At 70.2% G+C, this 23,958-nt stretch carries 26 protein-coding genes and 2 pseudogenes; 13 read left to right on the top strand and 15 right to left on the bottom strand.

Going from position 1 to position 23,958, the window contains the following annotated elements; genetic code table 11:
- From ACIBEF_RS12850 to ACIBEF_RS12840, 3 genes and pseudogenes are all read left to right on the top strand, one after another.
- A pseudogene (locus ACIBEF_RS12850) lies at positions 1-96 on the top strand (IS5/IS1182 family transposase); the annotation flags it as partial.
- A gap of 105 nt (positions 97-201) precedes the next feature.
- Positions 202-864: a pentapeptide repeat-containing protein gene (locus tag ACIBEF_RS12845; protein ID WP_396793566.1), complete on the top strand. Its 663-nt coding sequence runs from the start codon at positions 202-204 to the stop codon at positions 862-864.
- 15 nt (positions 865-879) lie between these two features.
- Positions 880-1,482, top strand: coding sequence for a kinase (locus ACIBEF_RS12840; protein ID WP_396793565.1), 603 nt, complete (start codon positions 880-882; stop codon positions 1,480-1,482).
- A gap of 34 nt (positions 1,483-1,516) precedes the next feature.
- Here the strand turns inward: ACIBEF_RS12840 and ACIBEF_RS12835 are convergent, their stop codons facing one another.
- From ACIBEF_RS12835 to ACIBEF_RS12810, 6 genes are all read right to left on the bottom strand, one after another.
- Positions 1,517-2,275: a hypothetical protein gene (locus ACIBEF_RS12835; protein ID WP_396793564.1), complete on the bottom strand. Its 759-nt coding sequence runs from the start codon at positions 2,273-2,275 to the stop codon at positions 1,517-1,519.
- A gap of 244 nt (positions 2,276-2,519) precedes the next feature.
- Positions 2,520-2,936, bottom strand: a complete 417-nt coding sequence (locus ACIBEF_RS12830) for a hypothetical protein (protein WP_396793563.1) — start codon at positions 2,934-2,936, stop codon at positions 2,520-2,522.
- A gap of 183 nt (positions 2,937-3,119) precedes the next feature.
- Positions 3,120-3,464, bottom strand: a complete 345-nt coding sequence (locus tag ACIBEF_RS12825; RefSeq protein WP_366612943.1) for a YnfA family protein — start codon at positions 3,462-3,464, stop codon at positions 3,120-3,122.
- A 266-nt stretch (positions 3,465-3,730) separates the two neighbouring features.
- Positions 3,731-4,066 (bottom strand): hypothetical protein, encoded by a 336-nt coding sequence (locus ACIBEF_RS12820; protein ID WP_396793562.1) that lies wholly within the window; start codon positions 4,064-4,066, stop codon positions 3,731-3,733.
- A gap of 41 nt (positions 4,067-4,107) precedes the next feature.
- Positions 4,108-5,247, bottom strand: coding sequence for a hypothetical protein (locus ACIBEF_RS12815; RefSeq protein ID WP_396793561.1), 1,140 nt, complete (start codon positions 5,245-5,247; stop codon positions 4,108-4,110).
- Positions 5,248-5,301: 54 nt separating this feature from the next.
- Positions 5,302-5,937 (bottom strand): TetR family transcriptional regulator, encoded by a 636-nt coding sequence (locus ACIBEF_RS12810; RefSeq protein WP_396793560.1) that lies wholly within the window; start codon positions 5,935-5,937, stop codon positions 5,302-5,304.
- A 95-nt stretch (positions 5,938-6,032) separates the two neighbouring features.
- Between ACIBEF_RS12810 and ACIBEF_RS12805 the strand changes: the two genes are divergently transcribed.
- Positions 6,033-6,971, top strand: a complete 939-nt coding sequence (locus tag ACIBEF_RS12805) for an oxidoreductase (protein WP_396793559.1) — start codon at positions 6,033-6,035, stop codon at positions 6,969-6,971.
- 46 nt (positions 6,972-7,017) lie between these two features.
- Entirely contained in the window at positions 7,018-8,691 is a 1,674-nt protein-coding gene (locus ACIBEF_RS12800) for a ricin-type beta-trefoil lectin domain protein (RefSeq protein ID WP_396793558.1), read from the top strand.
- A gap of 43 nt (positions 8,692-8,734) precedes the next feature.
- Here ACIBEF_RS12800 and ACIBEF_RS12795 read toward each other — a convergent pair whose 3' ends face one another.
- On the bottom strand, positions 8,735-9,925 hold the full coding sequence (locus tag ACIBEF_RS12795; RefSeq protein ID WP_396793557.1) for a DUF1996 domain-containing protein: 1,191 nt from the start codon (positions 9,923-9,925) through the stop codon (positions 8,735-8,737).
- 177 nt (positions 9,926-10,102) lie between these two features.
- Here ACIBEF_RS12795 and ACIBEF_RS12790 point away from each other — a divergent pair, with 177 nt between their 5' ends.
- Both ACIBEF_RS12790 and ACIBEF_RS12785 read left to right on the top strand, forming a co-directional pair.
- A complete protein-coding gene (locus tag ACIBEF_RS12790) occupies positions 10,103-10,399 on the top strand; it encodes a DUF6582 domain-containing protein (protein WP_396793556.1) in 297 nt (98 codons plus the stop codon).
- A gap of 64 nt (positions 10,400-10,463) precedes the next feature.
- Positions 10,464-11,678 (top strand): aromatic acid exporter family protein, encoded by a 1,215-nt coding sequence (locus ACIBEF_RS12785; protein WP_396793555.1) that lies wholly within the window; start codon positions 10,464-10,466, stop codon positions 11,676-11,678.
- Positions 11,679-11,696: 18 nt separating this feature from the next.
- On the opposite strand, the gene ACIBEF_RS12780 is transcribed toward ACIBEF_RS12785, so the two are convergent.
- Entirely contained in the window at positions 11,697-12,122 is a 426-nt protein-coding gene (locus ACIBEF_RS12780; protein WP_396793554.1) for a VOC family protein, read from the bottom strand.
- A gap of 137 nt (positions 12,123-12,259) precedes the next feature.
- On the opposite strand from ACIBEF_RS12780, the gene ACIBEF_RS12775 reads away from it, so the two are divergent.
- Together ACIBEF_RS12775 and ACIBEF_RS12770 are read left to right on the top strand one after the other, a co-directional pair.
- Positions 12,260-12,454, top strand: coding sequence for a hypothetical protein (locus ACIBEF_RS12775; RefSeq protein ID WP_396793553.1), 195 nt, complete (start codon positions 12,260-12,262; stop codon positions 12,452-12,454).
- Between the two features lie 137 nt (positions 12,455-12,591).
- On the top strand, positions 12,592-14,421 hold the full coding sequence (locus ACIBEF_RS12770; RefSeq protein ID WP_396793570.1) for a glycoside hydrolase family 15 protein: 1,830 nt from the start codon (positions 12,592-12,594) through the stop codon (positions 14,419-14,421).
- Positions 14,422-14,430: 9 nt separating this feature from the next.
- On the opposite strand, the gene ACIBEF_RS12765 is transcribed toward ACIBEF_RS12770, so the two are convergent.
- A complete protein-coding gene (locus ACIBEF_RS12765; protein ID WP_396793569.1) occupies positions 14,431-15,246 on the bottom strand; it encodes a DUF72 domain-containing protein in 816 nt (271 codons plus the stop codon).
- Positions 15,247-15,357: 111 nt separating this feature from the next.
- On the opposite strand from ACIBEF_RS12765, the gene ACIBEF_RS12760 reads away from it, so the two are divergent.
- On the top strand, positions 15,358-16,413 hold the full coding sequence (locus ACIBEF_RS12760; protein WP_396793552.1) for a glycosyltransferase: 1,056 nt from the start codon (positions 15,358-15,360) through the stop codon (positions 16,411-16,413).
- A 3-nt stretch (positions 16,414-16,416) separates the two neighbouring features.
- Positions 16,417-17,145 carry a Clp protease N-terminal domain-containing protein gene (locus ACIBEF_RS12755; protein WP_396793551.1) on the top strand — a complete coding sequence of 243 codons (729 nt, stop codon included), beginning with the start codon at positions 16,417-16,419 and terminating at the stop codon, positions 17,143-17,145.
- A 10-nt stretch (positions 17,146-17,155) separates the two neighbouring features.
- Here the strand turns inward: ACIBEF_RS12755 and ACIBEF_RS12750 are convergent.
- Both ACIBEF_RS12750 and ACIBEF_RS12745 read right to left on the bottom strand, forming a co-directional pair.
- Positions 17,156-17,673: pseudogene (locus tag ACIBEF_RS12750) on the bottom strand (hypothetical protein).
- A 150-nt stretch (positions 17,674-17,823) separates the two neighbouring features.
- On the bottom strand, positions 17,824-18,018 hold the full coding sequence (locus ACIBEF_RS12745) for a DNA repair protein (RefSeq protein ID WP_396793550.1): 195 nt from the start codon (positions 18,016-18,018) through the stop codon (positions 17,824-17,826).
- Between the two features lie 170 nt (positions 18,019-18,188).
- Here ACIBEF_RS12745 and ACIBEF_RS12740 point away from each other — a divergent pair, with 170 nt between their 5' ends.
- Positions 18,189-18,851, top strand: a complete 663-nt coding sequence (locus ACIBEF_RS12740) for a GNAT family N-acetyltransferase (RefSeq protein ID WP_396793549.1) — start codon at positions 18,189-18,191, stop codon at positions 18,849-18,851.
- Positions 18,852-19,220: 369 nt separating this feature from the next.
- Here the strand turns inward: ACIBEF_RS12740 and ACIBEF_RS12735 are convergent, their stop codons facing one another.
- The 4 genes from ACIBEF_RS12735 to ACIBEF_RS12720 form a co-directional block, all read right to left on the bottom strand.
- On the bottom strand, positions 19,221-19,919 hold the full coding sequence (locus ACIBEF_RS12735; protein WP_357208605.1) for a TetR family transcriptional regulator: 699 nt from the start codon (positions 19,917-19,919) through the stop codon (positions 19,221-19,223).
- The gene (locus tag ACIBEF_RS12730) at positions 19,882-20,376 is read right to left on the bottom strand and encodes a thiol-disulfide oxidoreductase DCC family protein (RefSeq protein ID WP_396793548.1); all 495 of its coding nucleotides are present in this window, start codon (positions 20,374-20,376) and stop codon (positions 19,882-19,884) included. Before ACIBEF_RS12730 ends, ACIBEF_RS12735 begins: the two co-directional genes overlap by 38 nt.
- A complete protein-coding gene (locus ACIBEF_RS12725; RefSeq protein ID WP_396793547.1) occupies positions 20,373-20,927 on the bottom strand; it encodes a hypothetical protein in 555 nt (184 codons plus the stop codon). The genes ACIBEF_RS12730 and ACIBEF_RS12725 overlap by 4 nt, the downstream gene beginning before the upstream one ends.
- A 135-nt stretch (positions 20,928-21,062) precedes the next feature.
- Entirely contained in the window at positions 21,063-22,517 is a 1,455-nt protein-coding gene (locus ACIBEF_RS12720; RefSeq protein WP_396793546.1) for a glycoside hydrolase family 3 N-terminal domain-containing protein, read from the bottom strand.
- Positions 22,518-22,684: 167 nt separating this feature from the next.
- Between ACIBEF_RS12720 and ACIBEF_RS12715 the strand changes: the two genes are divergently transcribed.
- Positions 22,685-23,860, top strand: a complete 1,176-nt coding sequence (locus ACIBEF_RS12715) for an ROK family transcriptional regulator (RefSeq protein ID WP_357206324.1) — start codon at positions 22,685-22,687, stop codon at positions 23,858-23,860.
- The last annotated feature ends 98 nt before the right edge of the window (positions 23,861-23,958 follow it).

Here is a 23,958-nt window from a genome sequence, read left to right as displayed (position 1 = left end):
GACGTGATGACCTTCGCCGACAAGGGCTACCAGGGCGCCTGCGGCAGCGTGCGCACGCCGTTCAAGCGGCGCCGCTTCCGGCCAAAGCTGTCACGGTCGACTCAGACCGGTTCTCCGCAGCCCAGGGCGCTAGAAGATTGAAGGGTGCCCGGCTCGACACTGCTGGCGTGCCCACACCGCGCCCGCGAAGGTTGAGGACACATGCGCACCACCACGATCGGCGACGTGAAGGTCCTGCTGCCGGACCTCGAACCGGACGACCTCGACATCACCACGGACCTCGCCGGCGGCCTCACCGAGGCCCTCGTTAACGGCGTAGCGTGGCACGGCTCGCACCTTGAGGACGCCCGCATCCGCAGCAGCCTGATCACCGGCGTGGACCTGAGCGAGAGCACCTGGGAAGCCGGAAGCGTCTACGGCTGCGAAATCACCCGCACCGACTTCTCCGGCGCGACCCTGACCGGCATCGCCATCGACCGCTGCGCCATTACCGGCTCCCGGTTTACCGGCACCAGGCTCACCGACGTACGCCTCAAGGACGTGCTGTTCGACGGCTGCCGCTTCGACTACGCCACCTTCCACCGCGTCGCCGCCGCCGGTTCGGTCGCGTTCACCGACTGCACTTTCACCGACGGGGCGTGGTCTTCCTGCCGACTACGGAGCATCGCGCTGCGGTCATGTGACCTCGCCGGACTCGAACTGGACTCCTGCCAACTCGACGGTACCGATCTGCGAGGCAGCCGGCTCCAGGGCCTCAAGACGCCGCTGGACAACCTGCGCGGCGTCACCCTCGGCGAGGACCAACTTCCTGAACTCACCCAGCTGACCGTCGCCGCCCTCAAACTCACTGTGCGCAACAATTGAAGCCGAGGAGGCATCGTGCTCGCTGAACCCACCGGCAGCCCGGACACGATCCTCGTCTGCATCCGGGGCAACTCCGCCTCCGGCAAGAGCAGCATCGGCCGCGAACTACGACGCCGACACGGCCGGGGCTGCGCCCTGGTCGAGCAGGACTACCTGCGCCGCATCCTGCTGCGCGAGCGGGACAAGCCCGGCGGCGCGGCACCGGCGTTGATCGGGCAGACCGTCCGGTTCGCGCTGGACCACGGGTACCACGTGGTGCTGGAGGGCATCCCGCACACCAGCCGCTACCTCAGCATGCTGACCTCTCTGCGGGACGACCACCGCGGCCGCTCACTGTTTTGCTATCTCGACGTGTCCCTGCCCGAAACCTTGCGCCGGCACCTCACCCGCCCGCAGGCCGACGAGTTCACCTCCGAGCACATGAGCGGCTGGTACGCAGCCCATGACGTCCTGGGCTGGCCCGACGAACTCGTCCTACCCGAGACCACCGGACTGGACGAGGCCGTCGAGGCCCTCGCCGCTGCCGCTGGGCTACCCCAGACCGGACGCGACGACGACCTGCTACCGAACGCTCCATCCCGGCGTAGGCGTCATCGGCGAGGTGAGGGCGCGGTGTAGCGACATAAGCGATGCCGACGCCCAGAGGCGTGGTCTACCCGCGACTCCCGTGCTGATTGCGTCCGGTATGCACGGCGGCTGCGGCGATCATGACAGCACCGGCTGCGGCGACGACGCGGACACGGCGAGGTCGTTTGGCGGACAGGGCCGTCGTCAGCAGCCCCCACCCGGAGGCCAGCGCGAGCGGCAACCGTCCCCGCCGGCTTCGCGCGACCGCGCCGGCTGCGACGGCGGAGGTGGCGAGTAGTCCGGCGGCGGACGCGGCAACTGTGCGCGGTGCGTCCGGAGCAGTGCCGGAGGCGACCTTGGCTGCGGCGATGTTGACGGCGCTGGCCACTGTCGTCCATCCCAGGAGGAGGCCCGTGCTCAGCGGTGTGAGCGCGGTCCACGTGGTCGTGTTCGGTGCGCGTTGCAGGCGCAGGTGAGCGGTGGCGGCGAAGCCGGCGGCGGCCGGCAGGAGGAACGGCGTGAGCGCGAAACGGTCGCTCTGCGCGGCAATCGACCAAGCGGTGTTCATCGCATAGGCGCCAACCAGCGGCCACCCGACCGCCCGACTCATGGGCTCACCCCGGCCCTGCGCCAGGCACTGACCGATGGTCGAGGCGATGCATCCGGCGAAGATCGGCGCCCAGACCGCGAAGGCGTAGTCCGGAGGCGTGATCACCGTGTCGTAGCGGTCAGTCTGCTCTCCGTCGCCGAACAACGCCCCGAGAACGGGTGTGGCGACGAACGCCGCGCACGCGCCCGTGAGGGCGATTGATCGTACGCCATCGTCCATGATCTCTCCGATCATCGGCAGAGCGGATCGGTGAACCTGACGCCGACCGTACCGCAGAACTGAGCGATGGCGCCCTGATGCTCGGCGCTGCCACTCTCGCCCACCACCGGCGCGACGACTCCGTACGCGCCGAGGCGAAAGACTCCGACGGCGATCCGCCACAGGCCGCGGTGCTCGCGCCAGCGTCCTGCCCGGCGAAACGTCGGCGGTGACGGCCTGACGGCCGGCCGGCTAACGAACGCCGGCCGGCCGACTTCAGTCACCCCACGATGTCCCAGGTCGTTCGGCACTTCTCGTCGGCGCCGTTGGCGCCTTTGCGTTCACATGCTTCGACATAGACCCGCGTGCCCGCCAGCAGCCTGACGTAGTAAGGCTCGGAGCAGGTGCCGCTGCCGTTCGCCGCGTGGAGCGTGACCTTGGCGTACACGGGCTCCCACCAGATCCGGCCAATGGTACGGCGGCCGTCCGCCTCGCCCTCGTCGCAGGCTCTGAACGCCGCATCGATCCCGGAGTTGGTGTAGATGGCGAAGCCGTTGCCGGCGGAGTACGGGTCGGCCGAATACACGAGGATGGGGTACCCCGCCGAAGCGGTGCTCGTGGTGGCCACGAGCCCGGTGGCGGTGAGCACCAACGCCATCAGCGTGGCACCGAACCAGCGTGAACTCTTGCGGATCATCGGCAACCTCCTACCGTCAAGAAACGACCGGTGTGGTCGTCACGATCGATGGTGGGCGCGATCCGTTTGTGAATGACAGCCGCGGGGACAGTTCCGAACAGGTCCGAACACTCCGAACGTCTCCGGTGCGCCGCTTCTCCGGTCGAATTGTCATGCAACCCCAGGCCACCGGCTTCGTGGCGATCAGGAGCCGCCTGCCGAACGCGGCGCGTACATGATCAGGGCGACGCCGATCAGGCAGATGCCGGCGCCGATGATGTCCCACCGGTCGGGCCGGAACCTGTCGACGATCACGCCCCAGGCGAGGGATCCGGCGACGAACACGCCGCCGTACGCGGCGAGAATGCGCCCGAAGTTCGGGTCGGGTTGGAAGGTGGCGACGAATCCGTACGCACCGAGGGCGATGACTCCGGCGGCGATCCACCACAGGCCGCGGTGCTCGCGCCAGCCCTGCCAGACCAGCCACGCCCCGCCGATCTCGAACAGGGCGGCGACGACGAACAACAGGATCGAGCGGACGACGGTCATCCGTGGACCGTACCGATGGTGGTGAGGGGGATGGGGCAGCACGGCTGCCGGGCGCACTCGACGAGGTCGTCGCGGCCGGCTTCTAGCGCGGCGCGCAGTGTGTCGGCGATGACCTGCACATCGGCGATCTTCGCCTCGACCTCGGCGAGCCGGATGCAAGCCGGACGCTCGGCAGGCTTGCCGACCGGTCACCACAGTTGAAGGTCATGGTCGATGACCACCGTCCCGGGGTTGCCGGCGTCCGTGGACGCCGGCAACCCCCTGGGTCAATTGGCGTGGGTCAGGCGGGTGGTGATGCGCAGGCCCAGCAGGGTGTCGTTTATCCACGGCACCCGCTCGCGGTGCAGGCCGGCGGTCATCTGGTCCGCCCACACCTCGTACCGCTGCAGGAGCGTGTTGGCGCGGGACCGCGCGCTGGTGATCAGGCAGTCGCCCAGTGGGTCACCGGGCAGGTTCGACGAGTCGACGGCGGGCTCGCAGGCGTTGGGCAGACCCAACCGGGTGTACGCCTGGAGCAGCCGCGCCGCCGTGTTCACCTTCTTGAGGGCGGTGGGTATCGCTCCGCTGACCTGGGTGCTCTGCTCCCGTACCCGGTCGTACATGGACTTCTGCCGGGCCTGGAGGATACCGCGCAGGGTCGGCGTCAGCGTGGTGTCCAGTGCCGCGTTGGTGGTGGCCGTCGCGGCGTCGCCAACGTCGCGGTGCTGAAGATCGAGCCCGCGAGGCCGCGGCCGGTGATCGCCGCCGCGTACTTGGAGATCGCGCTGATGGTGGTGAGGACCGCCTCCCCGATCACCTTGGACTTCTTGCCGGCGTCGGGGTCGGCGAACCCGATGATGGTGGAGACCATGCCCACTCCGGCCTTGACGTCGGAGATCGTCTGCTGCCGAGCCTTGTCCCGGTCTTCCGCGGCCTTCCTGGCCGCCGCTGTGCACTCGGCGCTCGGCGGGCCTTCGGGCGGGCACTTGCTGGTGTTCTCACCGATCTCGAGGCGGATCTCCAGGCTCAGGCCGAGCAGCTGGGCGTGCAGGTTGGCCAGCTGCTGCTTGGCGGCCGCGACGTACGCCACCGAGTCGTCCCGCAGTGCCAGGATCGCGTCGAGGTCCACGTGCGAGAGCCCGGGATCCTGCCGGAGTTCCTCGTAGGTGCTGGTGATGTCCACCCCGATGGGCGCACCGAGGACGGCGTTCCACGCGGTGGCGACCGGCGGGCTGGCTGCCCCCGCCTGTCGGGTCGCGGACCACGCAGCGGCGAGAGCGTCGTCACGGCCGCGCAGCCACTGGGCGGTCCGCAGCGCACCGGAGGCGAGTTCCTCGCGGGTGTCCCACGGCTCGACCGTCTTGCCGATCACGGCCCGGACCAGGCCGGTGATCTCGGGCGAGGTCCGGGTGTCGCCGCCGGGCGCGCCGAGCAGGATGTCGACGGACTTGAGCAGCAGGTCCTGTTCGGGCAGCAGGAGGTCGAACGCGGTCAGCGAGCCGTTGAGCAGCTGCTGACGTGCGGTGAGCTGGGTCTGTGCCTGTTCGGCGGTGGCGTTCGGGTGCAGCCGGTGCCACTGGACGAACTCGGCCGACAGCACGGCGGTCTTGATCCGAGCGGCACCCTGGAGGTGGATCTCGGCGACCTGGCCGAAGGCCCGGTCGGTGAGCGCTGCCTGAGGGATGGGGACGGGGACAGGATCGGCCGACGCGGGCTCACCGAAGAGCACGCCTGCCGCGGTGACTGTGATCATCGCCAGCACGGCAGTCCCGCGCCTGGTGCGCGTGGAACGTGTGAGTGTCATGCCGCGAACGTATTGAGCTGCCGGAAAGGGCGCTGAAACCGCGCTGACTCGCGCTCAGCCGGCGGCAGGTGACGCGGCCGGCGCGTCGAGGGCCGGTGCCACGACGGCGAACGCCTGGTCCATCAGCTCGGCCAGGTGCTGCTCGTCGTCGCCCGGCTGCCACCGCTGAAGCACCGTGTCGAGTGCCAGCAGTGCCATCCCGGCGGCCATCCGTGGGTAGGGGTCGGTGTGCGGGTCGAGGTGACAACGGTTGGCCAACTCGGCGGACAGCTCGGTGCGCCACTCGATCTGGCGTTCCAGCCAGCGGGCGTGCAGGGCGGGGGTGTCCAGGATCAGACGGACGACGACCCGGGCCCGCTCGGAGTGCTCCGGGTGGTCGTTGCAGGCGGCGAGCGGCACCCAGAGTGCGTGGCGCAGCGCGACCGACGGTGGCTCGGCGGGCGGGCGGGCCGCGAGTTCGGTGATGATGTCCGCGCTGGTGTCGGCCAGGAACCGGACGACCACGTCCTCCTTGGACGCGAAGTAGCGGAAGAAGGTACGCCGCGACATGCCGGCCGCCGCCACGATGTCGTCGACTGTCACCGCGTCGAAACCCTTGGTCGCGAGCAGCATCAGGGCGGCATCACGCAACTCGTCGGCAACGAGCTGGCGTTTGCGCTCGGCCAGGCTGTTGTCCGTACGGGATTTCATCAGTCGATGCTACGTCATCCGCTGCCACATGATGCCGACCTTGACATCATGCGTATTTCTTGACACTGAGTGCCACAAGTAGCACAGTGGGTCGCATGACTGTCGATGGTTGGTCCACTGAACAGATTCCCGACCTGAGCGGCCGCACCTTCGTCGTCACCGGTGCCACGGCGGGCCTCGGCCTGGTCACGACCCGGGCACTCGCCGTCCGCGGTGCGCGCGTCGTGCTGGCCGTCCGCGACGAGGAGAGAGGTCGCCGGGTGGCGGCCGACATCGCCGCGGCCCGGCCCGGCGTCGACCTGGAAGTCCGGCGGATCGACCTCGCCGACCTCGACTCGGTGCGGGAGTTCGCCGACGGGATGCACGCCGACCATCGCCGGGTGGATGTGCTGATCAACAACGCTGGGGTGATGGCCATGCCGCGCACCCTCAGCCGGCAGGGTCACGAGGTGCAGTTCGCCACGAACCACCTCGGGCACTTCGCTCTCACCGGGCTCCTGCTCGACCTCCTGCTGGCCGGCCGCGATCCACGGGTGGTCACCGTCACCTCGATCAACCACCGGCAGGCGAAGATGCGCTTCGCCGACCCGACCGGCGAGCGGGGCTACTCTCCGATGGGCTTCTACAACACATCCAAGCTGGCCAACGCCATCTTCGGCTACGAGCTGCACCGGCGGCTCAACGCCGTGGCGAGTCCGCTGGGCAGCTTCCTCGCCCACCCCGGCTACACCGCGACGAATCTGCAGAGCAGCGCCACCACGCCGATCTGGCGACTGCTGCTGGGCCGGATCGGCAACCCGCTCCTCGCCCAGCCGGTCGATCGCGGTGTCTGGCCGCAACTGTTCGCCGCCACCGACCCCGGTGCGCAGCCGGGCCAGCTCGTCGCCCCGGGCGGGCCGGGCGAGCTGCGCGGCCACCCCGCGCCGGCGAAGCTCTCCACCGCCGCGACCGACCCCGAGCACGGCCGCCGTCTGTGGGAACTGTCCGAACAGGCCACCGGCGTACGGTTCGGCGCGCTGCGACCGGCGAGCTGATCGCTGCGCATCCAGCAGCCGTCACGTTCCGCCTTGCCAGATCGTCGTGGCCGGCTCGTCCTTCAAGCAGGCGCAGCAGGGCAACCTCGGAGCGCAGGTGTACGCGAAGGGCAACTTCCACGTCTACCACTACCGCAACGTGGACGTCACCCCCGGCATCATCCAGATCCAGAACGCCGACGGCCTCCTGTTGCAGCGCAACCGGATCGAGCACACCGGCGCGGACGGCATCAGCATGGTCAACGACGTGCAGGGCACGCAGTTGATCGGCAACGCCACCAACGACATCGCGGGGTCGGCCATCAATGTCGGTCATCCCCAGCACGTCTACATCGGCGACGGCACGTCGACCAACCGGGAGAAGTTCTCCGCGTCGGTCGAGGGGCTGCCGAAGAACATCGACATCAAGAACAACTACCTGTACGACAGCGCCGTCCTGTTCAACGGGCACAGCCCCATCTCGGCGTACTTCGCCGACACCCTCACCATTCAGCGCAACCGGATCGAGAAGGCCCCGTGGTCGGGCATCACGCTCGGCTGGGGCTGGTGGAACTTCGACGGGTCGTCGGGATCGATCCAGCCCAACCGACCCACCACGACGGCGAGAAACAACACCATCAGCTACAACCACATCATCGACACGGTGCAGCGTCTCAGCGACACGGCCCCCATCTACACGCTCGGGAGCCAGCCCGGGACCACCATCACCAACAACTACCTCCAGGGCGTCCCGTCGGGCCACAAGTACGGGCTGCACCCGGACGAGGGCTCGGCGTTCATCACCTTCCGCGACAACGTCCTGAGCATCGACAAGAACGTCACCTGGATGATCAACTCAGATGACTTCGGGCGGAAGCACGATCTGAGCATCACGCAGATCTACGGCCCGATCAACAAGGTCTCGAACAAGAACCTGCCGAACAGCACGGTCGCCGACATCCTCGTCTCCTCCGACTATGTCTGGCCGGCGGCGGCGTACGGCATCGCGGCGAACTCCGGCCTTGAGGACGCCTACCGGGACATCATTCCGGCGAGCGGCTTCTCCGCACCGAACTACGTGCTGCCGGCCAGCACCTTCGCCACCAGCGCCACGGCGTCGATCCCGATCCGGAGCATCGGCGACGCCACCAAGTCGGTCTGGTTGGCGCCGTACGGCACGACCACCTTCACCGCCGGGGCGACGATGACCAGGGCGGCCGGCAACGCGACGTCCATCGCCGTACCGGCCACCCAGGGCGAGTACCGCCTGTACGTCGTCGACGCACAGGGCAACCGGTCGGCCGAGTCGACAGCGATCGTCCGGCAGCAGCAGGGCGGTGGCAGCGGTACGGGGCAGGGACAGCTCGTGGGCGGTCAGTCCGGCCGCTGCGTCGAGGTGCCCAACTCCTCGACCACCAACGGCACCCAGGTGCAGCTCTACGACTGCGGCAGTGGCACCAACCAGCGGTGGACCCAGACCGCCAGCAGGCAGTTGACCGTGTACGGCAACAAGTGCCTGGACGCTTCGGGGAACGGCACGGCCAACGGCACCCAGGTCATCATCTGGGACTGCCACGGCGGCACGAACCAGCAGTGGAACATCAACAGCAACGGCACCGTGACGAACGCCCAGTCGGGGCTCTGCCTCGACGCCAACGGCGCCGCCACCGCCAACGGTACGAAGCTCATCCTCTGGTCCTGCAACGGCGGCACGAACCAGTCGTGGACGCTGCGTAGCTGACCGACCAGACCCCGGGGCCAGGCCGACACGGGCCTGGCCCCGGCTATTTCTGGTAGCCGTAGTTGTCGCAGGTCCGGCGGCCCTGGACACAGTTCTTGGTGCGTTTGTTCATGGTGTCGACGTCCCACATCACGAACGCGTCGCCGTGCATCGACGAGGCGCTCTTACCCTCCTTGTCGGAGGAGAGGTAGTAGCCGGCCGGGGTGCCCTTCGCCGGGTACTGGATGTCGAAGGTGATCGCCGGGATCCGGACCGGGTGGCTGGTCGGGCAGGAGTTGCCGCTGCCGTACGCCACATGGTCCTTGTGGTTGGGGCTGTCCAGGTGCTTGCCGTCCCAGCAGTCGGGGAACTGCATCATGAAGTGCAGCGTCGCGTCGCCCCCGCAGATGGGCCAGTTGCCGTTGGTGCTGCGGGCGATGCCGTCGAGGTCGCCGGGGCCGTAGAAGGCGCAGTAGAACTGGCCGGTCGCGCCCCGTGGGGTCGGCTTCTTCTTCTTGGCGTCGCCGGAGATCATGCGCAGGCCGTTGGGCATCGGCATCTGGCCCGTGGAGTTCTTGGCCAGCGAGCGGTAGTAGACCCGGAACCCGCTGGTCTCGACCGGCTTTCCCGTCGCGTTGTCGTAGAGCGTGGGCACCCAGTAGGCGGAGTGGTCCTGGACGGGCTTGCAGGAGGTGGCCGTGAACTTCGTCAGGTCGCCGGCGACGGTGCTCGCGTCGACGGCCTTGTTGCCGACGAACGAGTGCATGTGGGACGCGCCCGGTAGGCCGGGGGCGACGATCGGGTCGTCCGGTAGCCGGTGGCTGTACTGGCAGTCGGCCCGGAACTCCGGGAGGTTGCCCACCCCGGACGGCACGGGGTCGATCTTCAACGCCCGGTACGCGTCGGCCTGCGCCTTCCAGGTCGCCCGGTCGACCGGAATCCAACCGGTCGCCGGGGCCTTCGGCGCGGCAGCGGTCGACGGTGTCGCACCGGCCGACGGGGTCGTGGCGGCCGACGGCGTCGCGGCGACCGATGCCGCCACCCCGGGCGACGCCGGCTGCCCGGCCGGTGGCGACGGGTATTCGAGGGCGTTGGCCGCGTTGGACGGCTCGGGCTGCGCCGTACCGTTGGCCAGGTACACGCCCCCGGCCGCGATGATGAGTACGGCCGCCATGCCGACGGCCACGCCAGCTCTGTTGCGGCCGAGCCAGCCCGGAACGCGGTGGCGGGGCGGCGGCGGGCTTTCGTACGACACGGGTCACTCCCAACGAGCAGACGCCAGGATGACCCGAACGGCCACGGCGGCCGAATGGTAGGCGCTTGCGGCCCGCGCCCGGAAGGTCTTTAAACCTTCCTTAAAGTACGCAGGGCCGTGTCCGGAGAATGTCGGCTTCGGAGGTGCTGCCGGACTGTGCACGGGTAATGCTGGGCGATGACATCGACCTGGAAGCCCCACGAGAAGCACGGCGGCCTGTCGGACAAGGACAAGCGCGAGCTGCCGGAGACCGTCTTCGCGTTCCCCGGCAAACGCAAGGAACCGATGACCGATGCGAGCCACGTCCGCAATGCCATAGCCCGGTTCGACCAGGTGCAGGGCGTCTCCGACAAGGACCGCGACCTGGCCTTCCAGAACATCCTCGCCGCCGCCAAGCACTACGGTGTCGACGTAGCCGAGACGAACTGGCGCCAACTCGGCAAACTCCCGCACACGCCGAACCCCGCCCACTGACGGGCGCCCACACGATTCGGCTCGCTCGCCGGATAGGTCCGCCTGCGCCGGGTAAGCGGCGCGGATGCCCGCCAAGCAGGAGCCGGCAGCTGACCACGGCCCGCCCCCGCACCGGGTGTCGCGGGCCGACCGAACCTGGGCCGGCCTGCGCGAGCGGGTGCGGCACGGGCTGCGCACCCGGGCCTGGCGCCTGCGCCTCTACTGGCTGCTCGCCGTGCAGGCCGGCGTCGCGGCGACGATCGCCTGGTTCGTGGGGTACCAGTTCCTGGACAATCCAGCCCCGGTGCTCGCACCCACCACAGCGGTCGGCATCGTGGCCGCCGCGATGGGCTCACGCCTGCGGCGCACCATCGAACTGCTGGTCGGGGTGGTTCTCGGGCTCGCCGTCGGTGACACGCTCATGCCGTTCTTCGGCATCGGGGCCTGGCAGACCGGTGTGGTCGTCGTGCTGGCGATCATCGTCGCGGTGCTGCTCAAGGGCGGGGGCTCCCTGCTCACCCAGGCCGGTGGCACCGCGGTGCTCATCGCCACCCTGGAACCGCCCGTACGTGACCTCTCCGTCCCTCGCTTCGTCGACGCCGCAGTCGGCGGACTGGTCGGGTTGGCGGTCGGTCTGTTGCTGGTGCCCATCCACCCGCAGCGGACCGTGCGGCGTCTGGCCGAACCCGTCCTCGACCCGGCCATCGCCGCCATGCACGACCTGGCCACGGCGCTGCGTCTTCGGGATCTTGACGGCGCCCAGCGGAACCTGGGCGCCTTACGCGGCCTCGGCTCCCGGCTGACCGTGCTCGACGAGGGGCTCGGCGCCGCCCAGGAGGTGGTGCGACTGGCGCCACTGCGCTGGCGGGAGCGCCCATCCCTGGCCTTCTACACCGAGGCCGTCCGACACATGGAACGCAGCCTGTACGCCTGGCGTGCGATCGCGAGGAGACTCACCAGGGTCCTGCGGGACGGCGAACCGGTGCCGGAGGAGCTGCCAGCGGCCATCGACCTGCTGGCCGACAGCGTGCAGACGCTGCGCTGCGCGATCCGCGCGCGGGCAGAGCCGCAACAGGCGCGCCAGCAGATCCTGACCGCCGTCGAGTTGGTCGGAAAGGCGCAGGGACCCGCCGCGTCGGATCCCACCCGCCCGCACACCCACCGGCTGGGCTACTCCGGCATGATCGCCGCGGGTGACTTCCGCACGTCGGCACACGACCTGCTGATGGCAAGCGGGCTCAACGCCGACGAGGCGGCAGCGCTGGTGCGGCGCACGGCCGACCGGGACGAGTGGGACTGAACCGCCCCGGCACCTCCGTCAGGTCGCCTTCAGCGAGGCGAGGACGTCGAGGTAGTGCGGGTTCTTCATGACCCCCAGCACGTTGCCGAACGGATCGACCACGGCCGCGGTGATGAACCCCTCGTCCCCGTGCGGAGTGATCGGCTGGTACTCCGTGGCACCCGACGCCAGCAGCCGCTCGACTGTGGCGTCGAGGTCGTCGACGCACCAGTGCATCACCACACCGCCCGGCCCGGTCGCCGCGCCGGCCGGTGCGTACCTGCTGTCGATGATGCCCAACTCGGCCTGGTAGTCCCCGATGCGGAACTCGGTGTAGGCCGGGCGCCCGTCGGGGCCGGGGCGCATGAAGTACGCCTCGATCCCGAGGAAGTCCGCGTACCAGGCCGTGGCCGCTGCCACGTCGTCCGCCCAGATGTTCAGTGTGGCGAATCCTCGCAGGCTCATCGGGTGTCCTCTCGTCGATGTGGTTGGTGATGACGCTATCGACGATTGCGGAAGGTTTGCTTCCTCAATGAGCGGTGGGTCTCGACGTTGTTCGAGGGACCACGGAAACAGGTGAACACCTCAACCAAATTCTTGCGATGTCAACAAAGCACTTCCCGGCCCCGACCGGTGCATGTACGCCGCTGCCCTCGACCGCCGACAGCCACGTCGGTTGGAGCGGTTTCCAGGACGTCACCTTCTACCGGAGCGCGGACTGCTCCGGGCAGGCGACGGGTGTGGGCACGCTCCGGACCTATCCGGCCGGGCGGTACACGAGCTTCCGCGCGATCTGAGCGACTGATTCGCGTACCGGGACGGGGCGAGGTCGACGGCGCCCCCTTCCGGGTCGCCCGAACCGACCCCCGCGCCGCATCTTCCGTCAGTTCCCGGGTAGTCGCTGCCATTGCCAGCACGGATGGCGGGGGACAACGTGCAGAGCTACCCGGCAGTCGAGAACCACGGTCTGATCGGTGACCTACAGACCGCAGCGTTGGTCAGCACGGACGGCACCGTCGACTGGTTCTGCGCGCCGCGCTTCGACTCGCCGAGCGTCTTCGGCGCGCTGCTCGACCGCCGCAACGGCGGCCACTTCCAGCTCTCGCCCGACGGCGTCGACTACTCCAGCAAACAGCTCTACCTGCCCGGTACGCCGATCCTGATCACCCGCTTCCACAGCGCTGACGGTGTCGGGGAGCTCTTGGACTTCATGCCCGTCACCGGTGCGGAGGCCACCGAGCGGCATCGGTTGATCCGCCTGGTCCGGATGGTCCGGGGGAGCATGCAGTTCCGCTTCCACTGCCGCCCGCGGTTCAACTACGGGCGTGATCCGTACGAGTTGGAGGTACACCCCGAGGGCGATGTCTTCCGGAGCCCGACGCTGACTCTCACCCTCACTCCCTTCAAGGGCTCGTTACGGCAGTTCGAGGCGAGGGACATCCGCCGCGACGCGGAGGGCGTGTCCGCGTCTTTCAGCCTGCACGCGGGCGACATCGGCGGGGTGGTCCTGGAGACGGCCTGCCCGGGCGCGCCCCGGGCACTCACCACCGACGAGGCGTGCGAACTGCTCGCCGAGACCCGCGACCACTGGCGGCGGTGGGTGGGCCGCTCCCGCTACAAGGGCCGCTGGAGGGAGGTGGTCGAGCGGTCGGCGATGACCATCAAGCTGATGACGTACGCCCCGACCGGCGCCCTTGTCGCCGCGCCCACCGCCGGGCTGCCCGAGCAGATCGGCGGGCAGCGGAACTGGGACTACCGCTACACCTGGATCCGGGACGCGTCCTTCTCGGTGCACGCGCTGCTACGTCTGGGCTTCACCGACGAGGCCGAGAAGTATCTGCTCTGGCTCGACGCGCGCATCCGTGAGGCACGGGACGACAACATGCCCCTGCAGATCATGTACCGCATCGACGGCTCACCTGACATCCCGGAGGAGGTGCTGAGTCACCTGGAGGGCTACCGCGGATCGGCACCGGTGCGGATCGGCAACGGCGCGGCGGGCCAACTGCAACTCGACATCTACGGCGAGGCGCTCATCTCGTTGGAACTCGCGGACCGCAACGGTCTCATCCCGCCGTACCAGGGGTGGCGCAAGACGGCAGGGTTGATGGACTGGCTCTGCGACCACTGGGACCAGCCCGAGGACGGGATCTGGGAGACCCGGTCCGGCCGGCAGAACTTCACGTACGGACGGGTGCTCTCCTGGGTCGCGTTGGACCGGGCCATCCGGATCGCGCGACGCCGGGGCCGCCCCGGCGACATCGCCCGCTGGTCCGCCGAACGCGACGCCATCTACCAGCAGGTGATGACACGCGGGTTCAACCAGGAACGTGGCGCGTTCGTGCAGCACTACGGTTCCGACATCCTGGACGCCTCGCTGCTGGCGATGCCCGGGCTGAACTTCATCTCGCCGACCGACCCGATGTGGGAGTCGACGCTGCGGGCCATGGACACCGACCTCGTCTCCGACAGCCTGGTCTACCGCTACGACCCGAGGGCCTCGCCGGACGGTCTCGCCGGCACCGAGGGCACCTTCAACATGTGCACCTTCTGGTACGTGCAGGCGCTCGCCCTGGCCGGCCGGATCGACGACGCCCGGTTGACCTTCGAGAAGATGCTCACCTACAGCAACCCGGTCGGCCTCTTCTCCGAGGAGATCGCTCCGACCGGTGAGCAGATCGGCAACTTCCCGCAGGCGTTCAGCCACCTCTCGCTGATCAGTACGGCGGCCCACCTCGACGACCTGCTCGAGCAGCAGGGCTGACCGTTCACGTCAGAACAGCGTCAACGGCTCGACCGGGATCGGCTCGGGCAACGCCTCAAGCCCGGGTACGCGTGCCCGTACCTCGTCGTGGAACCGGCGGGCGAGCGTCGGTGCTTCCGCGTTGTCCGGGGTGTGGATGAACATCGTCGGCGAGCGCCCCTCGCGTAGCCAGGTCACCGTCACGTCGATCCAGCGCTGCCACCCCTCGACGGTGCGTGTCGGGTCGTCACGGCCGAGGTAGCGGACGATCGGCTGGTCGGTCAGCGCGAGGGACCGGAGTGGCACGCGGGGCTTCTTGGTCCAGGCGTCCCGCTCCGCGTCACTGGTCGGCGGGCTCGCGAAGAAGGCGGTCGTGTCGAAGGGGATCCACTCGGCGCGGGCGGCGGCGAGGGTCGCCTTGAGCAGTCGGGCCGCTGGCTCCTCGGTGAAGAACGCCTGATGGCGCACCTCCACCGCGTACCTGTGGGACCGCGGAAGCTGTTGCAGGAAACGGCCCAGGGCCGGTACGTCGGCGGGGGCGAACGAGCCGGGCAGTTGGATCCAGAGGGCGTGGGCGCGTGGGCCGAGTGGTTCGATGGCGTCCAGAAACGCGCGCAGTGGTTCGTCGACGTTGGTGAGTCGGCGTTCGTGCGTGATGGCCTTGGGAAGTTTGAGGACGAACCGGAAGCCGGGGTCCGTCTGGGCGGCCCACGAGGCCACGGTTTCTCGGGCCGGGGTCGCGTAGAACGTGGTGTTGCCCTCCACGGCGTCACACCAACTGGCGTAGTGCCACAGGCGCTCCGTGGGCGGCAGCCGGTGGCCCGGCCACGACCGGTGACTCCACATCGCGCACCCCACGTGCAGACGCATGACCGCCCTCTCGACTTGACCGGAGCTCACCGTATCCGGGCCGGCGGACCGGCGGAGCCCACGGTCCGGCAGGTAGGGTCCGTCGCCATGCGTGTGCTGTTCGCCAGTCTTGCGTCCGTCGGTCACACCTATCCGCTGATACCGCTGGCGATCGCCGCCCGGGACGCCGGGCACGAGGTCCACTTCGCCGCCGGGACGGAGGTGCACGCGCCACTCGCCGCGAACGGCCTGCGGCCGTTCCGCCCTGGCGACGCCTTCTACGAGGTGTACGCCGAGGATCTCGCACCGGAGCTGGCGCGGCTGCGGCCCGACCTGGTGGTGCACGAGTGGGGGTTGCCGGGGGCGGCCGTGGCGGCTCACCGGGCCGGGATCCCGGGCCTGTGGCACGGGTTCGGACGGATGTTTCCCGAGGGCATCGGCCTGGAACTCCCGACCAGGAACGCCGAGGTCGTCGGCCGGCCGCACCTGGACATCTGGCCGCCCTCGCTGCAGGACAGGGACTTTCTCGCCACCGAACGCCGGATCGAGCTGCGACCGGTCGCGTTCTCGACGCCGGCCCCACTGCCCGCTCGCCTGGGCCGGCCGTTGATCTACCTGACCCTCGGCACGGCGTTCGGTACGCCTGAGCTGCTCCGCACGGCCATCGCCGGTCTGGCGACGCTTGGCGCGCAGGTGGTGGTCGCGGCGGGCCGGGTGCCAGTGGAACAGCTCGGAGAGATCCCCGACCAGGTCAGCGTGTATCCGTGGGTGTCGCAGGCGGAGTTGCTGCCGCTCGCCGACGTGGTGGTGCACCACGGCGGCAGCGGCACCACCCTCGGCGCGCTCGCGGCGGGCGTACCCCAGTTGTTGCTGCCGCAGGGCGCGGACCAGTTCGCCAACGCGGACGCCCTCACCGCGGCCGGGGTCGGTCTTCGGCTCCTCCCCGGGGAGGTGGACGCGAGCGCCATCGCCGAGCAGACACACCTCCTGCTGCCGCGGCGTGGTCAGGTCGACCAGCGCGACGCCGCACGACTGATCTCCGAGGAGATCGCCGGCATGCCGTCGCCGGAGGCCGTCGCGCAGCTCCTGCCGGAGTACGCCGCCTGGCGGAACCACCATCGTCAACTCAGGGTTGACGAGGCGGGTGCGTCAACCTATGGTTGACGCATGACAGATCCTCTTCAGATCGGCAGCACCGTCAAGCTCGACGACCTGATCCAGGCGATCAAGACAGCGCACACCGACGCGCTCGACCAGCTCACCGACGCGGTCATCGCCGCCGACCACCTCGGTGAGGTCGCTGATCATCTGATCGGGCACTTCGTCGACCAGGCCCGGCGCTCGGGCGCCTCCTGGACCGACATCGGCCGCAGCATGGGCGTCAGCAAGCAGGCCGCCCAGAAGCGCTTCGTGCCGAAGGCGACCGACGCGGCCGCGCTCGACCCCAACGCCGGCTTCGGTCGGTTCACCCCGCGCGCCCGCAACGTGGTGATGGCCTCGCAGGAGGAGGCCCGCGCCGGCGGCAATGCCGAGATCGGCCCCGAGCACCTGGTGCTGGGCCTGCTGGCCGAGCCGGAAGGGCTGGCCGCCAGGGTGATGGCCGGTCGCGGCGCCACCCCCGAGGCGGTACGGGAGGCGGTCGCTGCCGTCCTGCCACCGCGCGCCGAGCAGGTGCCGGACCTCATCCCGTACGACGCGCGCGGCAAGAAGGCGCTTGAGCTGACCTTCCGGGAGGCGCTGCGCCTCGGGCACAACTACATCGGCACCGAGCACATCCTGCTCGCCCTGCTGGAGCAGGAGGACGGCGCCGGCGTGCTCACCAACCTGGGCCTGGACAAGGCAACGGTCGAGGGCGACCTGGCCAGCGCCCTCGCCGCCGCCGTCGGAAAGAAGTGAGAAACCGGGGTCAGGACGCCTCAGGAAAGCCGTAACGCAGGGCGTGCTCCGGATCGGCCGGGTCGATCTGGCGTACGCCCGCGTCGGCGAGTCGCTTGTTGACCTCGTCGAGATGCTCGCGCACCAGGCGGGCCTCCTCCTCGGTGACCCGGCCCCGGTGTGGCTTGCCGGCGTGCTCCAGCGTGCCGTAGTCGATCTTCTCGGTGGTCTTGCGGGCCTTGGGCGGGCGGACCCGTTCGGCCGTCTTCAACAGTTGCGCCATCGGCACGTCGGTGGCCATCGCGTCGAACTCGCTGGCGGTCAACACCACCCGGCGGGGCTCACCGTGACCGTGCCGGTCGTGGATCTCCACCACCGCCACGTCCAGCGCGGCGTCGTCGATGTTCTCCACCTCGCCCGGGGTGGCGTCCAACTGCACGGGCCCGGCGACCAGGTCCGGGTGCTCCAGCACGACGACGCGGACCACCCGTCGTCCTGCTGCAGGACCGTGCCGGTGAAGTCGGAGACGTGGATCGTCTTCTTGCCCATGCGCGGGGGTTCTCCTGTCGTAGGCCGGGATGGCGGACCACAAGAAATTACCCGACAGGTGTGCGAAAGCCGCCGCTGGACCTCCTCCGGTGTGTCGGCCCCGGGCGGACGTCAGAGGCTGCCCTTCGGTCCCACCCGCTCGGTGGTGCGTCAGTGGTTGTTCAGGCGGTGCCGACTGGAGCTGCCGACGGACAGCTTGTTCAGGCCGGCCCACGACAGTGCGCCGCCACCGACCGTCCGAGGGTTCCGGTAGCGCGGCTGGGGCGGATTGCCTCCGACGGCCTCGGCCGCCCGCCAGAGTCGCTCGGGGTCCTGCTGGTAGTGGTCGCTCGGCTGAATCGGCATGCGTTCACCGTCCCAAACAAAGGTGTCCAGATATGGAAATACATATGACGGTCGATCCCAGTGCTCGGTTCCCGGACCCTTTTCCGCTCGGCCCTGACGTATCCTGCGCCCGGCCCTGCCGTCCGGCGTACGGTGATCGACGACGGGTCGGGTGACGCGGGGAGGTGCGCATGCTCGACCGGCGACTTCACCTGCACCTGGCCACCTGGCTCGGCCAGTGGCCGGCCGGGCCGGGGTTGCACGTGGTCGCCTCGCAGCGGCGTGCCGAACCGGCCTGGGACGGCCGGCTACGCCCCGCGCTCGCCGTGGACACCGGGCAGAGCGCCGTGCTCTCCGTGGCGCCCGACCGGGTGGCGGCGATCCGCGCGTTGGTTCGCCGTACGCCGGCTCGGTTGCTCGCCGCGCTGCCGGAGGCCGTCGGCCGCCCCGAATTCTGCGTACACGACGGTCCCTTCCGGTGGAGCCGGACGCCTGCCCCGCTGCCCGACGTGGGGGAGTGGACCGAGCCGACCGCCGCCGGGCTGCCGCCGTGGCTGCGACTCTTCGACCGGCCGGTGCTCGTGGTCCGTGACCCGGACGGCGCCTATCTGGCCGGTGCCGCGATCAAGCGGCACGACGCGTACGGGCACGAGTTGGCAGTCGGCACCGTGCCGGCCGCCCAGGGGCGCGGCCTCGCCCGTCGGCTGGTGGCCCAGGCTGCGCGGCGGGTGCTCGACGAGGGAGCGATCCCCACCTACCTGCATGAGCGGGACAATCACGCCTCGGCCCGGGTCGCCGAAGCGGCCGGTTTCCCGGACCGGGGCTGGCGCGCGTACGGGGTCTATCCGCGCTGACCGGCCCGAAGCCGCAACTGTTCGCGATCTTGCACTTTCTGTCGCGACACACCCGGGCATCCCACGCATTTCGACGACCGAAACTGCAAGATCGACGAGGCGGGGGCGGGGGTGGGGGCGGGGTGGGGTGGGGTGGGGTGGGGTGGGGTGGGGTGGGGTGGGGCGGTGATGGGCGCGGACCGTGGATCCCGGGCCGGATCCACGGTCCGCAACCTCCCCCCAGGCCCCGGTTCCGGGTGTAGCGGCGGGCCGCCACGTGTCGATCACGCTACGTATCGAACAGGCTCGGGGCAAGGTTGAAGCTGTCGGTTCGGAGTGTCGAAAAGCGGACTTGACCTGCTGCTTCGTTGGCGAAGGAGGTCAACCGGGTCAGTGACGGAGCGTACGAATCAGGTCGAGCACCTGTCGGGTCACCGGCCGAAGGACCCGGAGTCGGGACAGCGCCACGAGCCGATCGACGAGTGGCACGGCCCCGTCGATCAGTTGGCGGGTCTTGGTCTGGCCCGGCGATCGGTCGTGCACCCAGTAGAGGATCACGCCCATGTACGCGAGCCAGAGCAGCTCGGGCAGCTGTGGACGCAGCTCGGCGTCGACCTTGGCCGTCGAGCCGGTCAACACCTCGCCGAAGAGGTCGATGGCCGCCTGTCGGGGGCCGGAGGACTCAGCGGAGAAGGGGCTCAGCGGCGAGGTGGGTTCCGCCGCCGTCTTGAAGAAGGTCGCCGCGAATCCGTGTGAGGGCGTCAACACGTCGATCCCCGCGTGCAGCACTCCGGCGAGCCGGGGACCGAACGCCTCCTCCCGATCGAGCACGGGCTGCGCGGCGGCCCGGTGCTCGACCTGGGACTGGGCGTAGAACTCCTGAATCAGGTGGTCCTTGGAGCCGAAGTAGTAGTAGGCGTTGCCCACCGCCACGCCAGCCTCCTGCGCGATCGCCCGCATGGTGGTCTGTGCGTATCCGCGTTCGCGGAACAGCCGCATCGCGGTGTCCCGGATCAGCTGCCGGGTCTGCTCGCCCCGGGCGGTGGCTGGGTCACCCGCAGTGGTCGTCTGCGCAGGCTGTTCGGTCATCGAGGTCACCGTATCCCGCCGGTTCGTCGGTCGGCTCGGCCCACGGGTCGCGGATCCGCTCGCGGATCGCCGAGGCGGCGGCCACCGTCTGGCGGGCGAGGGGCAGCAGGTGCGGTCGGGCCAGCCGCTCGGCCGCGGACCGGTGGTCGGTCAGCGCCCAGAGGCAGGCGAACCAGGCACCGTCGCCCGCGTACACCTCGCCGGTGTCGGCGATCACGGTGAGGTCGCGCAGCGTCGCGTCGTGGTCCAGGCCGGGAAAGCGCCGCCGGGCCTCGGCGGACCCGGCCGGCACGAACTCCAGGGGTACGAGCTGGGCGCGGGACGACAACCAGCGGCGGGCGGCGCGGCAGATCGGGCAGGCGGCGTCGAACAGGACGGTGAACCCCCGGATCCCACCGCCCCCGAGCGCGGTGGGATCCGGGAGCCGGCCGATGCCGTCCGTCGGGGGCACGGTCATCGGGTTTGTGGGTTGTTCGTCGGGCCGACGCCCGGCTGCGGGCCGGCCGGCGGAGGTCCTGCCGGGTGTGCAGCGGTCGGCTGCGGTCCGCCCGGGTACGCGCCGACCAACTGCGATCCGGGAGGGGCGGACGGCATGGGGAGTCGGCCGATCGGGGCGAGCGGGGGGTGGGTGGCGAGCTGGCGGAGTCGGTTTCGGCGGTAGCGGCCGAGCGCGAAGACGTTGAAGAAGTGCAGCGCGCCGAGCACCAGCAGCACCAAGCCGATCTTGAGGGACAGCTCCTCCATGGCCTGGCTGGTCGAATCGACCGGGTCGGGGTGCTTCATCGCCACCGTGACATAGCCGAGGTTGAGCAGGTAGAAGCCGACCACCAGGAGGCTGTTGACAGCCCGGGCGAGTCGTTCCTCGGCGAACACCTCCTCCAGGAAGACCTGCCCGTTGCGGGACAGTGCTCGAGCCACCCAGATGGTCAGGCCGACGCTGACCGCGAGGTAGATCACGTACATCCAGACCTTGATGTCCATGTGGACGCCCTTCTTGAACGTGTTCAACTACCGACGCCATCAGACTAGGGCCGATGTTGAACATGTTCAAGAAGTGGCGACCAGTGACTGTGGACACTTCGGTGCGGTGCTGGAGCGCGACATCCGGCCGAGCGGTTCAGCCCGGCCGGAGGACGCCGTGGCTCAGCCGGCCAGGCCGAGCACCTCGGCCGCCGCGCGACCGTTGGCGTGGCTCGCGCCGTAGGTGGTGACGAAGGCACGGACGCCAACGGGCCGCCACTGTGCCGGCCAGCCCATCTCCACCACTGTCACCGGGTGCTGGGCCGCCAGGTCGGCGACCAGTTCCGGGCCGCCGGGCAGCCGGTGCAGGTGTCGTCCGACCAGGACGATGGGACGGTCGCCCGCCAGTCCGCGCAGCGTGGCCGGGTCGGTCTCGGCGGCGATCACCCGGATCTCCGACACCCCGTCCAGGTGCGGACCGAGGCCCCACGGCACCCGACCCTCGGCGATCGTCGACTCGGTGTGCAGTTGCACCACAAGTGGCTGGTCCAGGCCGGTGAGCAGGCCATCCACCCGGACCGCTCGACGCGCTGCCGCGTACCCCAGCTCGGTGTCGCTGGTGGCCGGCGACCCGCTGGCGGCCCGGGTCCAGGCGGCGAGATCGGCGGCGCGGCCGGCCGCCTCCTCGACCCGCGCCTTCGTCAGCCGGCCGTCGGCGAGCGCGTCGACGATCTCGGCGGCCACCCGTTCGACCAGCTCGGCGTCGACCTTCGCGCCGATGCAGAGCAGGTCGGCGCCCGCGCTCAGGGCTCGGACCGCAGCCGGCCCGACCCCACCGGCGGCCACGGCGGCACCCTTCATCTCCAGCGCGTCGGTGATGACGGTGCCGGTGAAGCCGTACTCGGTGCGCAACAGGTCGACGAGGACGGCTCGGCTGAAGGTGGCCGGGTCGGCGCCGGTGAGCGCCGGCACCCGGATGTGCGCGGTCATCACGGCGCGCGCCCCGGCGGCGACGATGGCCGCGAACGGCGGTAGGTCCCGCTGGCGGAGCAGGCCCAGCGGAGCATCCACTGTGGGCAGTTCGTGGTGGGAGTCGGTGACGGTGGCACCGTGCCCGGGGAAGTGCTTGGCGCAGGCGGCCACGCCGGCGGCCTGCAACCCGGCCACGGCGGCGGCCGAGTGGGCGGCCACCCGCACCGGATCCGCGCCGAAGGACCGGGTGCCGATCACCGGGTTGTCGTCGGCGGTGTTGACGTCGACGGTGGGGGCGAGGTTGACGGTGATGCCGAGCGCGGCCAGTTCGGCGCCGATCGACTGGTAGACCCGTCGGGTGAGGGCCACGTCGCCGATCGCACCCAGGGCGGCGTTGCCGGGGTACGGGCTGCCGGTGGCGTGCGCCAGCCGGGTCACGTCGCCGCCCTCCTCGTCGATCGCGATCAGCGCGTCGGGTCGACCGGTGCGCAGTGCGGCGGTGCTCGCCGCCACCTGCGAGGGGTCGTGCACGTTGGTGCCGAACAGGGTGTGCCCGGCCAGCCCGTCGGCCAGCAGGTCGACCGCCCAGTCCGGCGGAACCGGTCCCGGGTACGCGGCCAGCAGCGTGCCCAGCGCGAGCCGGCGCAGTCCTGGATCCAACCCCACGTGTTTCCCCCTTCGGTGCCCTGCGGGTACGAAACGTCGTACCGGTGGTGGTCTTGGCCCTGCCGACTCGGCCGAGCGTCCCACCGTCGGGTGACCGTTACGCTACGGCTACCCGTTCGCAGGTCGGTTTACAGTTAGCAAAGTTTACTAAAACTAGAGGACGTGTCATGAGTGCGACCCGGCTGCCCGGCACCCCCCGTCTGTTGCGGGCGCTCAACGACCGTGCCGCGCTGGAACTGCTCCTCGAACGCGGCCCGCTGACCCGGGCCCGACTCGGCGAGCTGACCGGCCTGTCGAAGGTCACCGCCTCGCAGCTTGTCGAGCGGCTGGAGGAGCGCGGCCTCGTCGCGCGGGTCGGCGAGCAGGCCGGCGGGCGCGGGCCGAACGCCCAGCTCTACGCCGTCCGCCCGAGCAGTGCGCACGTCGTCGGCGTGGACGTCGGGCCGGACCGGGTGGTGGCCGCGTGCGCCGACATCACCGGCGCGGTCATCGGCCGGGTGGAGCAGTCGACCCGGGACACCGACGACCCGGTGGGCGTGGTGCACAACGCCGTCGTGCAGGCGGCGAGCAGCGCCCAGGCGCAGCTGAGCAGCGTACGACGGATCGTGCTCGGCACGCCGGGCCTGGTCGACCCCGGCACCGGCGACATCACCTTCGCCTTCAACCTGCCGCGCTGGCACAGTGGACTGCTCGCCGCGTTGCGGGACGACCTGCACACACCTGTGGTCTTCGAGAACGACGTCAACCTGGCCGCCGTGGCCGAGGCGCAGTCCGGCGCGGCGCGAGGGCTGTCGGACTTCGTGCTGGTCTGGGTGGGCGCCGGCGTCGGCCTGGCGATCATGCTGGGCGGGCGGTTGCACCACGGCAGCAGCGGTGCGGCCGGCGAGATCGGCTACCTTCCGGTGCCCGGCGCGCCCATCCCGCGCGACGTCTCGCGTCGCGCGAAGCCGGCCTTCCAGCAGCTGATCGGTGCGGACTCGGTGCGCGCGGTGGCCCGCGAGCACGGCTACCCGGACGCCGACGCCGCCGAGGCGGTCCGCGCGGCCGTCGCGGCCGGCGCTGACGGCGGCCCGATGCTCGACGAACTCGCCCGTCGGCTCGCGCTCGGCGTGGCCAGCACCTGCGTGGTGCTGGACCCGCCGCTGGTCGTGCTCGCCGGCGAGGTGGGCCAGGCCGGTGGCGCGGCGCTCGCCGACCGGGTGCAGCAGGAGGTCGCCGCGATCACCCTGGTCCAGCCGCGAGTGGTGCCGACCGGGCTGACCGAGGAGCCGATCCTGCACGGCGCGCTGCGCACCGCCCTCAACGCCGTACGCGACGAGGTGTTCGGCTCCACCGTCGGCTGAGCCCGCTGCGGCGGTCATGTGAAGGAATATTTCACCGCGCCACCGCAGCTTGCAAGCTCCTGCCGGGCGTCGGCTCGGCCGTTCCGTCGGGCCGCCTG

Origin of the sequence: Micromonospora sp. NPDC050795 (assembly GCF_044456785.1) — a bacterium.
Classification (GTDB): Bacteria; Actinomycetota; Actinomycetes; order Mycobacteriales; family Micromonosporaceae; genus Micromonospora.
The sequence above is the reverse complement of the archived record's forward strand: the minus strand, read 5'-3'. Positions and strand labels throughout refer to the sequence as shown.